We start from the raw sequence: 243 nt of genomic DNA, 5'->3' as shown, positions 1-243 counted from the left end.
GAGCTGCAATTGGTTTGCGGCGGCTGAGTTCTTGACCCAATGCAGCGCCCCGCTTCCAGTGGCAGCAGGTAGAGAAACAGAATCGCTCACCGAGCTAACAGTTCCAATGTTGTGAATGGCTTTCGTTCCGGACAGAGCAAGCGCCACGGATTGACCACCACCAGCATGAGCGGTAAGTCCGGTCTCGATCCCGGAGAGCTTGAAAAGACCAGCGGCCACCAGAGAAGCCGTACCGGTCAAAGT

General features: G+C 56.8%; 1 protein-coding gene. It reads right to left on the bottom strand.

Going from position 1 to position 243, the window contains the following annotated elements; translation table 11 throughout:
- A partial coding sequence (locus tag ABGT15_RS14745) for a hypothetical protein (protein WP_367232220.1) occupies positions 1 to 243 on the bottom strand: 243 nt, incomplete at both ends.

The organism is Flavobacterium enshiense (assembly GCF_040750275.1).
GTDB classification, from domain to species: Bacteria; Bacteroidota; Bacteroidia; order Flavobacteriales; family Flavobacteriaceae; genus Flavobacterium; species Flavobacterium enshiense_B.
This window is presented reverse-complemented; position numbering and strand designations above follow the sequence as displayed.